At 63.2% G+C, this 14,398-nt stretch carries 16 protein-coding genes; 8 read left to right on the forward strand and 8 right to left on the reverse strand.

Features of this window, described 5'->3' with window-relative positions; translation table 11 throughout:
• The first annotated feature begins 100 nt into the window (after nucleotides 1–100).
• The 6 genes from QWU43_RS07005 to rfbA all read left to right on the forward strand — a co-directional run bounded on the left by QWU43_RS07005 (nucleotide 101) and on the right by rfbA (nucleotide 6,254).
• A complete protein-coding gene (locus tag QWU43_RS07005; protein ID WP_370914603.1) occupies nucleotides 101–1,714 on the forward strand; it encodes a cytochrome c biogenesis protein ResB in 1,614 nt (537 codons plus the stop codon).
• 102 nt (nucleotides 1,715–1,816) lie between these two features.
• A complete protein-coding gene (gene ccsB, locus QWU43_RS07010) occupies nucleotides 1,817–2,806 on the forward strand; it encodes a c-type cytochrome biogenesis protein CcsB (RefSeq protein WP_370914602.1) in 990 nt (329 codons plus the stop codon).
• Between the two features lie 237 nt (nucleotides 2,807–3,043).
• Nucleotides 3,044–3,682: a LysE family translocator gene (locus QWU43_RS07015; RefSeq protein ID WP_370914601.1), complete on the forward strand. Its 639-nt coding sequence runs from the start codon at nucleotides 3,044–3,046 to the stop codon at nucleotides 3,680–3,682.
• A gap of 40 nt (nucleotides 3,683–3,722) precedes the next feature.
• On the forward strand, nucleotides 3,723–4,727 hold the full coding sequence (rfbB, locus tag QWU43_RS07020) for a dTDP-glucose 4,6-dehydratase (RefSeq protein WP_370917470.1): 1,005 nt from the start codon (nucleotides 3,723–3,725) through the stop codon (nucleotides 4,725–4,727).
• A gap of 28 nt (nucleotides 4,728–4,755) precedes the next feature.
• Nucleotides 4,756–5,388 (forward strand): dTDP-4-dehydrorhamnose 3,5-epimerase, encoded by a 633-nt coding sequence (rfbC, locus tag QWU43_RS07025; protein WP_370914599.1) that lies wholly within the window; start codon nucleotides 4,756–4,758, stop codon nucleotides 5,386–5,388.
• Nucleotides 5,385–6,254, forward strand: coding sequence for a glucose-1-phosphate thymidylyltransferase RfbA (gene rfbA, locus QWU43_RS07030; RefSeq protein ID WP_370914598.1), 870 nt, complete (start codon nucleotides 5,385–5,387; stop codon nucleotides 6,252–6,254). Before rfbC ends, rfbA begins: the two co-directional genes overlap by 4 nt.
• Nucleotides 6,255–6,285: 31 nt before the next feature.
• Here rfbA and QWU43_RS07035 read toward each other — a convergent pair whose 3' ends face one another.
• Together QWU43_RS07035 and QWU43_RS07040 are read right to left on the reverse strand one after the other, a co-directional pair.
• Nucleotides 6,286–6,699, reverse strand: coding sequence for an ArsR/SmtB family transcription factor (locus QWU43_RS07035; protein WP_370914597.1), 414 nt, complete (start codon nucleotides 6,697–6,699; stop codon nucleotides 6,286–6,288).
• Nucleotides 6,700–6,957: 258 nt separating this feature from the next.
• Nucleotides 6,958–7,278: a hypothetical protein gene (locus QWU43_RS07040; protein WP_370914596.1), complete on the reverse strand. Its 321-nt coding sequence runs from the start codon at nucleotides 7,276–7,278 to the stop codon at nucleotides 6,958–6,960.
• Nucleotides 7,279–7,345: 67 nt separating this feature from the next.
• Here QWU43_RS07040 and QWU43_RS07045 point away from each other — a divergent pair, with 67 nt between their 5' ends.
• Nucleotides 7,346–7,672 carry a DUF4229 domain-containing protein gene (locus tag QWU43_RS07045; RefSeq protein ID WP_370917471.1) on the forward strand — a complete coding sequence of 109 codons (327 nt, stop codon included), beginning with the start codon at nucleotides 7,346–7,348 and terminating at the stop codon, nucleotides 7,670–7,672.
• Nucleotides 7,673–7,731: 59 nt separating this feature from the next.
• Here QWU43_RS07045 and QWU43_RS07050 read toward each other — a convergent pair whose 3' ends face one another.
• The 6 genes from QWU43_RS07050 to QWU43_RS07075 all read right to left on the reverse strand — a co-directional run bounded on the left by QWU43_RS07050 (nucleotide 7,732) and on the right by QWU43_RS07075 (nucleotide 13,276).
• Entirely contained in the window at nucleotides 7,732–8,625 is an 894-nt protein-coding gene (locus QWU43_RS07050; protein WP_370917472.1) for a 1,4-dihydroxy-2-naphthoate polyprenyltransferase, read from the reverse strand.
• Nucleotides 8,626–8,676: 51 nt separating this feature from the next.
• Nucleotides 8,677–9,849 (reverse strand): o-succinylbenzoate--CoA ligase, encoded by a 1,173-nt coding sequence (gene menE / locus QWU43_RS07055; RefSeq protein ID WP_370914593.1) that lies wholly within the window; start codon nucleotides 9,847–9,849, stop codon nucleotides 8,677–8,679.
• 33 nt (nucleotides 9,850–9,882) lie between these two features.
• Complete coding sequence (locus QWU43_RS07060) at nucleotides 9,883–10,197, reverse strand: hypothetical protein (RefSeq protein WP_370914592.1); 315 nt, start codon at nucleotides 10,195–10,197, stop codon at nucleotides 9,883–9,885.
• 263 nt (nucleotides 10,198–10,460) lie between these two features.
• Nucleotides 10,461–10,745 (reverse strand): hypothetical protein, encoded by a 285-nt coding sequence (locus QWU43_RS07065; protein WP_370914591.1) that lies wholly within the window; start codon nucleotides 10,743–10,745, stop codon nucleotides 10,461–10,463.
• Nucleotides 10,742–12,007 carry an anion permease gene (locus QWU43_RS07070; protein WP_370917473.1) on the reverse strand — a complete coding sequence of 422 codons (1,266 nt, stop codon included), beginning with the start codon at nucleotides 12,005–12,007 and terminating at the stop codon, nucleotides 10,742–10,744. Before QWU43_RS07070 ends, QWU43_RS07065 begins: the two co-directional genes overlap by 4 nt.
• A gap of 327 nt (nucleotides 12,008–12,334) precedes the next feature.
• Nucleotides 12,335–13,276, reverse strand: coding sequence for a 1,4-dihydroxy-2-naphthoyl-CoA synthase (locus QWU43_RS07075; protein WP_370914589.1), 942 nt, complete (start codon nucleotides 13,274–13,276; stop codon nucleotides 12,335–12,337).
• A 79-nt stretch (nucleotides 13,277–13,355) separates the two neighbouring features.
• On the opposite strand from QWU43_RS07075, the gene QWU43_RS07080 reads away from it, so the two are divergent.
• Complete coding sequence (locus QWU43_RS07080; protein WP_370917632.1) at nucleotides 13,356–14,393, forward strand: o-succinylbenzoate synthase; 1,038 nt, start codon at nucleotides 13,356–13,358, stop codon at nucleotides 14,391–14,393.
• The last annotated feature ends 5 nt before the right edge of the window (nucleotides 14,394–14,398 follow it).

Here is a 14,398-nt window from a genome sequence, read left to right on the forward strand (position 1 = left end):
GTTCCGGGTGTGACGGCTGGTAGATTGACACGTCGATGACTCAATCCGGGGCGCAGCCACCCCGGCCCCTGTTTCCTGTTGGAGGACGAAGACCCCGACGATGTTGACCACCCTCTCCAGGTATCCGCTGAAGGCATGGCGCTGGCTCACCAGCATGCGCACCGCCCTCGCGTTGCTTTTCCTCCTCGCCCTCGGTGCGATTCCGGGAGCCCTTCTGCCGCAACGGCAGCTCAACGAACAGACGGTCATGGACTATATCGCGGCGAATGGCAGGGTCGCGCAGATCTATGATCGGCTCGAACTGTTCGATGTGTTCAGTTCTAGTTGGTACACCGCGATCTATGTCCTGCTGTTCATCTCCCTGATCGGCTGTATCCTTCCCCGTTCTTTCGAGCACTACCGGTCCATGCGCAGTCGGCCGGTACGTACCCCGCGTAATCTCTCACGGCTACCGTTGCACGATTCCGGTGAGGTGCCGAAAACCCCGGATGAGGTTCTCGCGGAGGCTCGTGGTCTGCTTGGGGGGTGGCGTGTTGCGGAATATACCGCGGATGAGGATCGTGCTGGGGCACGCTCGTTGTCGGCGGAACGCGGGTACGCGCGTGAGTTCGGCAATCTCGTGTTTCACCTGGGTCTGGTGGGCATTCTCTTCACGATCGGTCTCGGCAGATTGGTGTATTACGAGGGACAGGTGATCGTCGTCGCTGATGGAGAGAACCCGCAGTTCTGTAACACGGCTTTCGCGAACTACGACTCCTACAGGTGGGGGACTCTGGTCGATGGCACCGACCTCTCACCATTCTGCGTCGAGGTCGAGGATTTCACCGCGGATTATCTGCCGAACGGGCAAGCTGAGATGTTTACCTCCAATGTCCGGTGGGCGAAGGGCGACGACATCTTCACCGATCCCTCAGCGTGGCACCCGTATACCCTTAAGGTGAACCATCCGCTGAGGATCGAGGGTGACCGGATCTATCTCCAGGGACATGGATTCGCCCCACAGATCACGGTCACCTGGCCCAACGGTGAGTCCCGCTCGCAGACCGTGCAGTTCCGTCCCGACGATCTCACCTACTTTCTGTCTTCTGGGGCGATGCGGTTCGATCCGCCGGCTGGCATGTATCCGGATCTGTTCGAGCGGCGGCAGAACCAGATTGGTATCCAGGGGTTGTTCGCCCCTACTGCGGAGTTCACCGGGGAAAACAATGAGCTGTTGAGTTCAGCGTTCCCGGCTATGCGGGATCCGGCGGTGGCTATCGACATCTACCGTGGTGACACAGGTCTCGACGCGGGACGCGGGCAGAGCATCTTCAGTCTCGATTCCGGCCAGATTCACAACGGTGCTCTGCAGAAGATTGAACGCGTCAATCTTCTGCGGGGCGAATCGGTGACTCTGGACGATGGCACGAAGGTGACGTTCGATGGCGCGCACGAGTTTGTTAACTTACAGATCAGTCATGACCCCACCCAACGGTGGGTTCTCGTCAGCGCCGTCGCGATGCTCGGAGGGCTCATCCTCTCTCTCGCGGTGAAGCGTCGACGTATTTGGGTCCGGGTGCGTGCCACTGAGGAAGGTATTACCTTCGTTGAGACGGCGGGGTTATCCCGCACGGACAGTGCCGGATGGGGCGAGGAACACGGACGTTTCCACCGTCGTCTTCTGGGTCTGCCGGAGGATCTCGATGAGGGGGAAGATGAGCAGGACCCGACCTGAATTGCCGGGTGGAATCACCCCGATGAGGTAGCGTAAGCTGGCCTTTTGAACATCCGTGGCCCCTTGGCCCGGCGAGAACCCCGTAACCGAGAGTTGGACTTGATGCCCGTCAACAGCAATCTGGCATATTTCTCCGATCTGTCATACCGGACCGCGTTCGCGATCTATGTCCTCGGACTCGTTCTCGCACTCGTCTACTACATTCGCCGGTCCAACCAGGTGTCGTCCACCACGATGACAGGTATCCGTGAGCGGGAACTCGTCGGTGTACCCGGGAATGGAACCATCTCCGCGTCCTCTCAAAAGGCGGAGACTGGACGGACATCGGCGCGTAGTGTCGAGAAGCTCGGGGGCATGGTGCAGTCGTTGCTGTGGCTCGGCCTCATCCTGCAGGGGGCATCGATTGTACTGCGTGGCCTGTCCGCCGGTCGGTTCCCCTGGGGCAACCTCTACGAGTACATTTCACTGGTCACCTTCCTCACCATGGCCATCGCAGCAGTCGTCATCCAGCGGAAAGACCTACGCGCCATGTGGCCATGGCTTCTCGTGCCGGTGCTCATCCTCATGTTCTACGGTGGCACGAAATTGCATGTCGCCTCTGCGCCGGTGGTCCCTGCACTCCGGTCGTTCTGGCTGCCGATCCATGTCTCGATCGTCTCCTTCGGCGCCGGAATCTGCATGCTTTCCGGGGTGGCGTCGCTGCTCTACCTCTTTCGCCAGGTCCAGCCGAAGGGCGAGGAGCGCGGCAGGATCGGAGAAATACTCCGGCCGCTTCCGGGTGCCGACACGCTGGACCGGATCGCCTACCGTACCGCAGCCTGGGCGGTGCCTGTTTTCGGTCTCGGCGTGATCCTCGGTGCCCTCTGGGCGGAATCCGCGTGGGGCCGTTTCTGGGGGTGGGATCCCAAGGAGACGATGTCCTTCGTCACCTGGATTCTCTACGCCGCGTACCTCCACGCCCGCTCGACACCGAGCTGGCGCAAGGCGGCGCCCTGGATCAACATCGCGGGTCTCACGGCGATGGTGTTCAACCTGTTCTTCATCAATCTGGTGACCACCGGCCTGCACTCCTATGCGGGTCTCCCCAACTGACTCTCCCACCGGGTGCATGGACCCTCCCCGTTTGCGGGGAGGGTCTTCTGTGTGTCTGACCGGAGGTGGGGCTCCGGCGTGGAGCCCCAGGGGTGGGATTCCACGAAAAATCATCGAGACCGGAGAAACATAGGGCAGGTGTCGACAACCGGGTGCCCGTGAGCCTCTGTGGCGCCGGTGCTGTAGGGTTCTCGCGTAATCAATCAGACGTCCTACCTCACTCCGGAGTGATCCACCGTGCTTTCCGCTGTCCTTGCCCTGGGCCTGATCTCCGGTGTTCTCATCGCAGTTCCGGGGCCCAGCGTCCTGTTTCTCGTGGGGCAGGCACTCGCGGTGGGGCGACGTCCCGCGATGGCGGGGGTGGCGGGTAACTGTCTCGGTATCGCGTTCACGGGTGTCATCGTTCTGATGGCGGTGGGAACGATTGCCGCGACGGCAACGGGCTTCCTGACCATTCTGCGGTGGTTGGCCGTGGTGGTGCTCGGTGGTCTGGGTATCGTCTACCTGCGTTCCGCGTGGCGGCTGCACCGGGACACCGTAAGCCTCGACATCCCGGAGGTCGCGGACGGGGATACCGGAGTGAAGGCGGCGTTCGTCTCGGGTCTGTTCGTCGGTGCGTCGAATCCGAAGGGGATCATCATGTTCGGGACGATCGTCCCCGGCTATCTTCCGGTGGGGGCGGATCCGCTGCCCGGACTGATCATCCTGAGTCTGGTACCCATGGTCGTCGGGGTGCTTATCGACGCCGCGTGGGTGGAGACCGCGGCCCGGGTGCGAGGTTGGTTGACGGGGGCGAAGAACGGATTGGTGTGGATACAGGCGGTCGGTGGGCTCCTGCTTCTCATCATGGCGGGGTTCGTGGCGGCAGGTCACTGAGCAGGCCGTGCGGGGGATTCCGCCCCGTAGAATCGGCTGCATGAGAATCCTCGTCACCGGTGGAGCCGGTTTCATCGGCTCGAATTTTGTTCGCAGTACCCTGGACAAGCGCCCCGATGCCAGTGTCACTGTCCTGGACGCGATGACCTATGCCGCCAATCCCGCGAATCTCACTGGACTGGATCCCGCGCGGTTCGCGCTGTTGAAGGAGGACATCCGCGCGGCGGACCTTGTCGATGACCTCGTCGCGGAAACGGATCTGGTGGTGCATTTCGCCGCCGAAAGCCACAACGACAACTCGCTGCGTGACCCCTTCGCCTTCGTCCGTACCAATGTGGAGGGCACCGTCACGCTCGTGGAGGCTGCGGCCCGACACGGGGTACGGTTCCACCACATCTCCACCGACGAGGTGTTCGGGGATCTGGCGCTGGACGACCCGGCCCGGTTTACTCCGGAAACCCCCTACAATCCATCGAGCCCGTACTCGGCGTCGAAGGCAGCGAGTGATCACTTCGTCCGCGCTTACGTCCGCTCCGCGGGGCTTAGGGCGACGATCAGCAACTGCTCCAACAACTACGGGCCGAGGCAGCACCCGGAGAAGTTTATTCCCCGGCAGATCACCACACTGCTGGAGGGCGGAACACCTCGGCTCTACGGGACGGGCGACAATGTCCGGGACTGGATCCACGTCGACGATCACAATGATGCTGTCTGGGCGGTCATCGAGCGAGGAGAGGTCGGGCGGACCTATCTCATCGGTGCGGACGGGGAGCGGTCGAACCGCGAGGTTGTGGGGGATCTACTGGAGATCTTCGGTCGTGACCGCGATGACTTCGTGCATGTGACCGACCGTCCGGGGCATGATCGTCGTTACGCGATCGACGCTGCCTCGACGACTGCTCTGGGGTGGAAACCCCGCTACACCGATTTCCGGGCCGGGCTTGAACAGACCGTCGACTGGTACCGGGACAACCCCGAGTGGTGGCGGGAGGCGCGCGCCGCCGCGGAGGCGAACTACGCGGAAACCGAGGCGGTCATCGGCTAGCGCCCGTGCGCGCGGATAGACTGGTGGCATGCCTCAACCGCACCCGGACCTGCCCGAGATTCTCGTCGATGATCCCCGAGTTTTCCCTGATGCGCGGGGGAGTTTCCATGAGTGGTTTTCCGCCGCCCGATTCGAGGAACACACCGGGTACCCGCTCGATCTGCAGCAGGCGAACCTGAGTGTCTCCCGGCCTGGTGTGGTGCGGGGACTGCATTTCGCGGACGTTCCGCCTGGTCAGGCGAAGTGGGTGACCTGTGTACACGGACGGGTCCTCGACGTGGTGGTGGATATCCGGGTCGGATCGGACACCTTCGGCCGACACGTGGCCGTCGAACTCGACGACGAGAATCGGCGCTGCCTCTATATCCCCGTGGGGTTCGCCCACGGGTTCGCCGCCATCACCGAAGCGACCGTCGTGTACCTGACCTCCTCCGGATACAACCCGGATGCCGAGCACGGTATCGATCCCTTCGATCCGGAACTCGGGATCGGGTGGCCGGTGGCTGAAGGGGAGCGGATCGTGTCCGACAAGGATGCGGCCGCCCTCTCGCTGGCCGCTGCTCGTGCCGCCGGGATTCTCCCGGATCTCGGTGATTGCCTCGCATTCGAGTCCGAGCTGAAGAACGGCTGGGCGCTGGCAAATGAGGACGCCGGACTGTGAAGGGCATCATCCTCGCCGGTGGCACCGGGTCGCGCCTGCACCCGATCACACTCGGGGTGAGCAAGCAGCTCGTTCCTGTCTATGACAAACCGATGATCTACTATCCGCTGTCGACGCTGATGCTCGCGGGTATCGATGACATCCTGATCATCACGACACCCGCCGACCTGCCCCAGTTCGAGCGGTTACTCGGCGACGGTAGCCAGTTCGGGATCCGGTTGAGCTTTATCACGCAGTCCGAACCGAATGGATTGGCTGAAGCGTTCATCCTGGGGGCGGAGCATATCGGTGATGACTCGGTAGCGCTGATTCTCGGGGACAACATCTTCTACGGTGCGGGGCTGGGTACCCAACTCCGCCGGTTCACACGGCCGGAGGGAGGCGCGATTTTCGCGTACTGGGTGGCGGATCCCTCCGCCTACGGGGTGGTCGAGTTCGATGATTCCGGTCGTGCGCTTGCATTGGAGGAGAAACCGGCCGAACCGAAGTCCCATTATGCGGTCCCAGGCCTCTATTTCTACGACAACGAGGTGGTCGACATCGCCCGTGGTCTGACACCGAGTGCACGGGGTGAGTTGGAGATCACCGACATCAACTCCGCATACCTGGAGCAGGGGCGTCTGCAGGTCCAGGTGCTGCCCCGGGGCACGGCGTGGCTCGATACCGGGACGGTTGACCTGCTCATGGCTGCCGGTGATTTCGTGCGCACCATTGAACAGCGGCAGGGGCTGAAGATCGGATGTCCCGAGGAGGTCGCCTGGCGGATGGGGTACCTGAGTGACGTGGAACTCGCGGAACGGGCGGAAAAGCTGCGGAAATCCGGGTACGGTGACTATCTGCTGCAGACGCTGCACCGGGGGCGGTGAACCACTCCGCAGATCCTGTGGTCGAGGCCGATCAAAGTTCGTGGATCAGGGCGTGGACGCGGTCGAACTCGTCAGGGTTAACGGTGTAGTACGCCCACTTCCCGCGTTGTTCCCGGTGGACGAGCCGGGCAGCAGCCAGTTTCTTCATGTGGTGTGTGATCGTCGGCGCGGAAACTTCGAGGGCCTCGGAGAGTTCGTGCGAGCAGATCTCATTCGTCTGGCTCTCCGCAATGAGATAGAGAAGCTTGAGCCTCGTCGGATCTCCCAGGGCCTTGAACAGCTCGCTGGCGCGTTCGCTGAGTTCCGGAGGGAGTGCCCTGATCACTCCATCATCCGGGGATAATTCCGGACTTTCACCAACTGTGATACCTCCTATTGTGGGGGCGTTCTGGTGGGGGTCCACCGGTTGACCCGCAAGGTCGGTGATCTGGTTCATGGTGGGCATGCTGACCAATATAGCGCAACTGTGGGTAGCCTAATAACCGCTGGTTGCCAGGTTTTTATCCGATCGTCTCCCGGGTGATTTGTTGTGTCGATCCTGTGATGGTGACACTCCCTCGATCGGGGGCGTGTCGGATTCTTGTTCTGGAGATTCCCCGAAACCGGGGGTGTGCTGCTTGTATTGGATTTGATTGTTTGTCCCGGATGTCGGGGGAAGCTCCGTTCCACGCTTCGGGGATATGTCCCCAAAGAGTGGCTAAAGTCACTGCTTCGTGGTGTCGGGGTCTGTTGGCCCGTGTGATTCGCCCCTGTCGCCACCGTCATCCTGATCCGGCTCATCGTTGTACTTCGATCGCGCGCGGCGGATGCGCTCGTTCTCCTCGCGGGCAGCCTGCTCCGCTGCACGGCGTTCCTTGAAGCGTTGCTTCTTGAGATTCCAGAGAAACTCGTCGTCATCGTCCGGGCCTTTGATCTGTGGCTGTGCGGGTACCGTACGGTGGGTCCGCCAGCTACCCGGACCGAAAGCCTTCCACACCAGCACGATCACGACGATGATGAGCAGCAACAGTATCAAGCGTCCCACGGGGATTCCTTCCGACGGAGTTACCCCAACAACAATACGGACCGTGGGGTGCGGTTTAGTAGTGTCGATGGTTGTGAGTGAAAACCCCGTCAATGATGCCCCGGAACTCGATCAGGATCTGCGTGGTCGTGTCCGACGCGACATGGTGCTCTACGGCCTCGCCCGCCTGGGCCTGTTTCTCCTTCTGACCGTGGTGATTCAGGGGTTGGCGATCCTCGTCGGGGCACCGGTACCCCTCGTTATCTCATCCCTGCTGGCGCTGCTCGTGGCCTTCCCGTTGTCGATGTTCGTGTTCCGTTCACTCCGGATCCGTGTTACCCGGAATCTCGCCGATTGGAACGCACAACGGCGTGCACACAAGGAGTGGGTGAAGGCCCAGATCGCGGACCGCTAGGGGCGCTGTGACGGCCTGGTAGTGGAAACGGCGAGGCGTGGACATCCGCTCGCTGGCCGTCAGCCGAAGCCCAGCGCCACCGCAGTTACGGCGGACCACATGAGCATCGTATTGCCCGTGGCTCCGAGCACTGGAATGAGCTCCGCGCCCGTCTCGCCCCGGATGACGGGTTTCGCCGCAGCCAATGACACGGGTAGTGCGATGAGGGCGGCCAGGGCGGGCGGATGCCCGGTCGAGAGGATGAGGGTCATGAGATACGGTACGGCGGCCAGTACGACCCATAGTGTGCGTGTGTGCCGTTCGCCGAGCCGTACCGCGAGCGTGATCTTTCCACTGGCTTCGTCCGTGGGGATGTCTCGGAGGTTGTTTACGAGGTTCACGGCGGCGGAGAAGCAACCCACCGCGACAGCCCCTGCGAATCCCACCCAGGTGATATGACCCGACTGAGTGAACTGAGTCCCCAGCACCGCGACGAGGCCGAAGAACACGAATACCGCGACTTCACCGAGCCCCCGGTACCCGTAGGGCCTGGATCCGCCGGTGTAGAACCAGGCTGCGGCGATGCAGAGGGCACCGAGCAGAACCAGCCACCAGGCGCTCGTTGCGGCGAGGGCAAGTCCGCACGCACCGGCCACCCCGAAGGCGGCGAAGGCGGCGGTACGGACGTGTTCCGGGCGGGCGAGCCTCGATCCGGTCAGGCGGAGTGGGCCGGATCGGTCGTCGTCGGTACCCCGGATCCCGTCGGAATAATCGTTGGCGTAGTTGACCCCAATGATCAACGCCAGTGCGACGGTGGCCGCAGCCACGGCCTTCCAGGCGACGAACCCGTTCGCGTCTGCGGCCGCGCCCGAGCCGATGATGACCGGAGCGAAGGCATTGGGCCAGGTGCGTGGGCGTGCTCCCCCCAACCAGTCGGCGAGGCTCGGGGAACGAGTTGTGGTGGAATCAGCCATGACACCATCTTGGCTGACGGACAGGCCGGAGGGGGAATCAGAAAATCTGGATCACCGGGTGGGACCGGTGAACAGTCTCTCTACGGCGGCGCGGTCAGGTTTCCCGGGGCCGGTGACCGGCATGTTGCGCAAATGCCGGATCTCCTTCGGTAACTGCCACCGTGGGAGGTCATCGAGCCCCTCAATGACCTCCCAGGGGTCGAGGGAACCTGTGTAGGCGGCAACGATGGCCTGCCCGAGCCTGGGGTGCGGGATACCGGTGACACAGGCCTGATCCACCCCGTTGATGTCGAGCATGGCGCGTTCGACGATTCCGGGGTGTAACTTGAGTCCCCCTGAATCTATGAGGTCATCCATCCTTCCTGTGACGTGCAGCACCCCATCGACGAGTTCGCCCCGATCCGAGGTGGCGAACCAGCCCGGAATCGCGAAGGGGTCGTCTCTCGGGGGTGGCGTCCGGTAACCGGCCGCCACCATCGTCCCGCCGATCAGGATACGGCCGTCGTGGACCTTGATGCGTGCTCCGGGGATCGGGCGGCCATCGTACACGCAGCCTCCGGTGGTCTCTGAAGAGCCGTAGGTGGGAATAACCCGGATTCTCAAACGGTCGCAGGACTCCCGCAGGTGGCGTGGAAGGTACCCGCCGCCGACGAGGACTGCATCGAAACGCCGTAGTGCCTCGATACCGTTGAGCGTATCCAGGGCCTTGGCGAGTTGCAGGGGAACGAGAGCGGTGTAGACGGGTGCCTTGTGGGCAGTGGCATCGTTTGCCAAGTTCTGGGCCAGGTGTGTGAAGGCGGTGACATCGAATCCGCGGGACACGTCGAGGCAGGATGGCTCCGTACCGGCGACGAGTGAGCGGACGAGAACCTGTAGGCCCGCGATGTGGTGTCCGGGCATCGCCAGGAGCCAGTAGCCTTCCCCGGACAATGCGGAATGTGTGGCATCCGCAGCAGTGACGAGATTGGTGGGAGTGAGGAGTGCGCCCTTCGGGGTGCCCGTCGACCCTGATGTCGCGACGACCAGTGCGACCCCCGGATCGACGGGGTCACCGGGACGTTGGGAGCTGATCAGTAGTTCCGCACGTTCCCGATCCGCCCGGCTGTGACCACCGGGAAGTGGAAGCCAGGTGACGTTCCCGGCGATCGCCTCTGCGAGATCCGGGAGGATGGCTGCGGGATCGTCCGGTGGTACCGGAAGCGGGCGCAGAATGCGGGTGCTCATGGGATGAGAGTCTACGTCCGGGGTAAGTATTTCTTAAGAAGCATTCAGGCCGAGTGGTTCCAGAACGGAATCCCGGAGGTAAGACAGTGTTTCTTCGGTGGGGCGTAGACCGTGGAGGATCACCCACGCGAGTTCGATGTCTTCCCTGTTGGCGGGGGTCATTCCGGCATCGATGAGGTACCAGACGAACAGGTCGTCATCCTCGTGGAGCAGATCGCGGATATGGATGGATTCGGTGAGAACGGTCAACGGTGCGGGGATGGGGGTGGGGGTGGGGCGCAGCCAGTCGAGGATCCGGCCGACGGCGCTACGGAACGGGCTCGTGGCGGACACGCGTAACAGTGACATGGTGTCGGCTTCCTTTCTGTGGTGCGGAGAGTTCCGCGGTCAACGCCCCGGATCCGGTAGTGGATGATCGACTATGATGGGGCGAATAATTAGTTGGTTAATATCAATGATTGATCAGATTAGTCATTTGATGGTGTGCTCGCAACTCTGACCTGCTGGATGGCGTGTTGAAACGACTCCGGCCCCGCACGCGGTTAATGCTTGCGGGGCCGGAGTCGCTGAAAATCAGGGGAGCTTGACGGGGCTCGGGGCTTTCTGGTGTCTCAGTGTGCCTCGGTGCCGAAGATGTCAACGCCGAAGGTGTCGTGGAAGACGCCCTTGGTGATCCACAGTATCCCGAGGACGATCGAGGCGATGATCACGGCGAAGCACAGACCGGCGAGTCCTTTCCTCCATACGGGAACGGGCCGGGTACCGCCGATGGTGTCCACTGCGGAGGGTGAGGCCAGCCGGACACCCACCGCGAACAGTGCCGGGAGGCCGGCGCCGAGGACGAGACCTGCGAGAATGACCTGGAGCAGGTCGGAGATCAGGGTGGTGATACTCATGAGTTGATCCTCCCGGCATGTTCACTGTTCTGGGGTTCGAGGGTGTCTGTCGGCAGGAGTGGCTCGCCGTTGTCGGTGGTCGGTTCCGGGGGTGCCACGCGGTTTGTGTGGGAATCCCAGGCGGCGTTGACGTTTCCGGAATGTACGGGTGCCCGGCGGGAACGCGCCCAGATCAGGGTGGCTAGGGCGATCAAGATGGTGAAGGCGAGGATGACCCCGACCAGATCATTGGTGATAAGTCCCACGGCGTGTGCGAGCAGCCATGTGAGGCCACCGACGAGTGCGGCTGCGGGGAGCGTGATCATCCAGGCCATGGCCATGCGCCCGGCGACGCTCCAACGGACCTCCGCGCCCTTCCGCCCCAGTCCCGAACCCATGATCGAGCCGGTGGCGACGTGAGTCGTGGACAGTGCCATACCGAAGTGCGAGGAGGTTAGGATGATGGCCGCGGAAGAGGTCTCTGCAGCCATTCCCTGGGGTGAGTCGATCTCCACGAGGCCCTTGCCGAGCGTTCTGATCACCCGCCAGCCCCCCATGTAGGTGCCGAGTGCGATCGCGATGGCGCAGGTGAATTTCACCCAGAACGGGATGTTGGCGTCCGTGCCGAGACTTCCCGTGGCGACGAGGGCAAGAAAGATGACGCCCATCGTCTTTTGTGCGTCATTCGTGCCGTGGGCCAGGGAGACGAGGGAGGCGGAACCGATTTGGCCCCACCGGAAGTAGCGGTTTTTCTCTTTTTCGGGGACCGGACGAGTGAACCGGTACACCAGCGAGGTTCCGACGGTGGCGACCAGTCCCGCGACAACGGGTGCGCAGAGGGCGGGAACGACAACCTTGGCGACGACGCCGTTCCAGGCGACCCCCTGCATGCCCAAGGAGGCGACAGCGGCGCCGATCAGGCCACCGAAGAGTGCGTGTGAGGATGATGATGGGATTCCGAGAAGCCAGGTCAGAAGGTTCCATACGATGCCGCCGATCAGCCCGGCGAAGACGACGAGGAGCAGTTGATGCGCCTGACTCGGGTCCGCGAGGTCGAATTGATCGAGATCGACGACGCCCTTGGCCACGGTTGTGGCGACTTCCACGGAGAGAAACGCCCCGACCAGGTTGAGTACGGCGGAGAGTGTTACCGCCACCTTGGGTCGTAAAGCTCCGGTCGCGATGGATGTGGCCATGGCGTTGCCGGTGTCGTGGAAGCCGTTGGTGAAGTCGAACGCCAGGGCCGTGGCAACCACGATGAGCAGGATGATCAGTTCGGTCACATCACAGAAGTATGCCGCAGGACCCTCTCCTTCAGGAGTGGGAAAACAGATGATCGGAAGTGCAGTGATGAACCGGTTCGGTCACGTCACCCAAACGGGGGTGTTCAATTGTAGTTTTCCCTTTCGATGGATTTTGCTCATCCATCGTTTCACCAGCGTTAACCTCTTTTTGGGGTGTGCCTGTTCCTGTGTGAATGACGGAGTGTGGTCATTGTGGCGTTCCGGAGACGGAAAGATGAATTTTAGGTGAATTCTGCCGTGGTATGGGTCACCGGCGGGGCCGATGGACCGGCGCAGGGGCTCCCCGCCCGGTCCTGTGGGAGCTGTTTAGTAGTAGTACGGGAACGCCGACCAGTCCGGTTCCCGCTTTTCCAGGAAACTGTCCCGGCCCTCGACAGCCTCATCGGTCATGTACGCCAGGCGTGTCGCCTCACCGGCGAACACCTGCTGTCCCATCAACCCGTCGTCGGTGAGGTTGAACGCGAACTTCAGCATCCGCTGCGCCGTGGGTGACTTGCCGTTGATGGCCCGAGCCCACTCCACGGCAACGTTCTCCAGCTTCCCGTGGTCCGCAACCTCATTCACCGCCCCCATCTGCTGCATCCGTTCCGCGTCGTACGTCCGCCCGAGGAAGAAGATCTCGCGCGCGTACTTCTGGCCCACCTGCTTCGCCAGGTACGCCGAGCCGTAGCCGGCGTCGAAGGACCCGACGTCCGCGTCGGTCTGCTTGAACCGTGCCTCCTGGCGCGAGGCGATGGTCAGGTCGCAGACGACGTGCAGCGAATGGCCGCCTCCTGCGGCCCACCCGTTGACCACAGCGATGACCACCTTGGGCATCGTGCGGATCAGGCGCTGGACCTCCAAGATGTGCAGGCGCCCGCCCTCGACCTTCTCCCGCTCCGTGTCGACGGTGTCGGCGGTTTCACCGTCGGCGTACCGGTATCCGGAGCGGCCACGGATGCGTTGGTCCCCACCTGAACAGAACGCCCAGCCACCGTCCTTCACGCTGGGGCCGTTGCCCGTCAGCAGGATGCACCCCACATCGGGGGTGCGGCGGGCGTGATCGAGCGCCCGGTAGAGCTCATCGACGGTGTGCGGTCGGAACGCGTTGCGGACCTCGGGCCGGTCGAAGGCGATGCGCACGATGCCGTTCGCCCGACCTGCGCCGATATGCCGGTGGTAGGTGATGTCGGTGAGATCGAATCCCGGGACCTCGCGCCACTGCGTCGGGTCGAAGGGGTTGTCGGTGCTGTAGTCCGGTGTGTCCATGGGGACAACGGTAGCGTTTCGTATCCTGGGGACCATGCCGTTCACCCACGCCCCCCTGGACCCCCACCTCGTCGAACTGATCGCGATCCTCGACGCCGATGAACTCATCGGCCGGTCACACACCGTCGCACTGCCGATGCGGGTGCGGTTCCGGGGCATAACGAGCCGGGAGGCGCTGCTGATTGAGGGACCCGTCGGCTGGGGGGAGTTCGCCCCGTTCCGTGACTACGGGCCGGACGAGGCCGCAGCCTGGCTGGCGGCAGCCCTCGAGATGGCGTACCTCGGGGCGCCGGCCCCGCAACGGGACAGCATCGAGATCAATGCGACGGTCCCCGCCGTGGAACCGGGGGAGGTCCCGGAGATTCTCGCCCGATTCCCGGGCTGCCGCACAGTCAAGGTGAAGGTCGCGGAGCCGGGACAGACCCTCGATGACGATGTCGCCCGCATCGCCGCCGTCCGGGAAACGGTCCCGCATGCACTGGTCAGGGTCGACGCGAACCGTGGCTTCACCGTGGACCGCGCGCTCGACGCGGCCCGCGCCTTCGGTCCACTCGACTATTTCGAGCAGCCCTGCGCCACCACCGCGGAACTGGCGGAACTGCGCCGGCGCCTGGTCCGTTCCGGGATTTTCTGCCGGGTCGCGGCCGATGAATCGATACGGCGTGCCGGAGACCCGTTCGCCGTTCTGGAGGCCCGGGCACTGGATGTCGCGGTGGTGAAGGTCGCCCCACTCGGCGGAGTGCGTCGGCTGCTCGACATCGCGGAGAAGATCGCCGACCACGGGGTCTCGGTCACCGTCGCCAGCGCCCTGGACACTGCGGTGGGGGTGAATGCCGGTCTCGCCGCGGTGGCCGCCCTGCCCGGACATACGGATGACGACGAGATCGACGTCCCACCCGCCCCGGCTGGGCTGGGAACCGGTGGATTCTTCATTGAAGACGTTGTCGACGCTGCTGCGGCGGGGCGGAGCATCGTGGATGGTCACATCTCCTGCGCCGCCGTTCAACCGGACCTGGACCGGCTCGCGGGTCTCGAGGCGGACACCGCAACCGTCGACTTCTGGCATGCCCATCTGCGGGAGTCCCTGGAGTGTCTGAAGCGACAGGTCGGTGTGTGAAAGGT

The sequence above is a fragment of the Corynebacterium sp. CCM 9204 genome (assembly GCF_041357695.1).
Classification (GTDB): domain Bacteria; phylum Actinomycetota; class Actinomycetes; order Mycobacteriales; family Mycobacteriaceae; genus Corynebacterium.

Excerpts from the sequence above, each read along its gene's own strand:
- QWU43_RS07005 (WP_370914603.1), top strand. The coding sequence starts at position 101 with ATGTTGACCACCCTCTCCAGGTATCCGCTGAAGGCATGGCGCTGGCTC.
- ccsB (WP_370914602.1), top strand. The coding sequence starts at position 1,817 with ATGCCCGTCAACAGCAATCTGGCATATTTCTCCGATCTGTCATACCGG.
- rfbB (WP_370917470.1), top strand. The coding sequence starts at position 3,723 with ATGAGAATCCTCGTCACCGGTGGAGCCGGTTTCATCGGCTCGAATTTT.
- rfbC (WP_370914599.1), top strand. The coding sequence starts at position 4,756 with ATGCCTCAACCGCACCCGGACCTGCCCGAGATTCTCGTCGATGATCCC.
- QWU43_RS07035 (WP_370914597.1), bottom strand. The coding sequence starts at position 6,699 with ATGCCCACCATGAACCAGATCACCGACCTTGCGGGTCAACCGGTGGAC.
- QWU43_RS07045 (WP_370917471.1), top strand. The coding sequence starts at position 7,346 with ATGGTTGTGAGTGAAAACCCCGTCAATGATGCCCCGGAACTCGATCAG.
- QWU43_RS07050 (WP_370917472.1), bottom strand. The coding sequence starts at position 8,625 with ATGGCTGATTCCACCACAACTCGTTCCCCGAGCCTCGCCGACTGGTTG.
- menE (WP_370914593.1), bottom strand. The coding sequence starts at position 9,849 with ATGAGCACCCGCATTCTGCGCCCGCTTCCGGTACCACCGGACGATCCC.
- QWU43_RS07060 (WP_370914592.1), bottom strand. The coding sequence starts at position 10,197 with ATGTCACTGTTACGCGTGTCCGCCACGAGCCCGTTCCGTAGCGCCGTC.
- QWU43_RS07065 (WP_370914591.1), bottom strand. The coding sequence starts at position 10,745 with ATGAGTATCACCACCCTGATCTCCGACCTGCTCCAGGTCATTCTCGCA.
- QWU43_RS07075 (WP_370914589.1), bottom strand. The coding sequence starts at position 13,276 with ATGGACACACCGGACTACAGCACCGACAACCCCTTCGACCCGACGCAG.